Here is a 738-nt window from a genome sequence, read left to right on the forward strand (position 1 = left end):
GACAGAACCTGGCGACGAGGCCATCCTGCCCGCACCCTATTTCGTGTCCTATCCCGAGATGGTGAAGCTGCTCGGCGGTACGCCCGTCACCGTGGAATGCCCGGAAAGCGGCGGCTTCAGGCTGACGCCGGAGCTGCTTGAAAAGGCAATCACGCCGAAAACCAAATGGCTCTTTTTGAACATGCCCGGCAATCCATCCGGCGCGGTCTACTCGGCCGACGACCTCAAGGCGCTGGGCGCGGTCCTTGCCAGGCATCCGCAGGTGCTCATCCTGTCCGACGAGATCTATGAGCACATCATCTTCGATGGCCGCGAATTCGTATCCTTCGGCAAAGCTTGCCCGGACCTTCGGGACCGCAGCCTTATCGTCAACGGCGTCGCCAAGGCCTATGCGATGACCGGCTGGCGTGTCGGTTACGCGGCTGGCCCGGCGCCACTGGTCAAGGCGATGTCGACCATTCAGAGCCAGTCGGTCACTTCGGTCTGCTCGATCGCCCAGGCGGCGACAGTCGCCGCGCTGAACGGCCCGCAGGACGAGGTGACCCGTTTCCGCGAGGCATTCGAGGCGCGCAGGAATTTGGTGGTCGATGGCATAAGACGCATCAACGGCCTTACGCTGCCGCCGCCGGAAGGCGCTTTCTATGCCTATATCGGCTGCGCCAGCCTGATCGGCCGCAAGACACCCAAAGGCGTCGTGCTGGAGGACGATACGGCGGTGGCGACCTATCTCCTGAACGA

At 63.0% G+C, this 738-nt stretch carries 1 protein-coding gene; it reads left to right on the top strand.

The genetic code is table 11. The features are described from left to right. On the top strand, positions 1–738 hold a 738-nt coding region (locus EN935_RS38735), incomplete at both ends, for an aminotransferase class I/II-fold pyridoxal phosphate-dependent enzyme (protein ID WP_127374388.1).

The organism is Mesorhizobium sp. M7D.F.Ca.US.004.03.1.1, from assembly GCF_003998635.1.
GTDB lineage: Bacteria > Pseudomonadota > Alphaproteobacteria > Rhizobiales > Rhizobiaceae > Mesorhizobium > Mesorhizobium loti.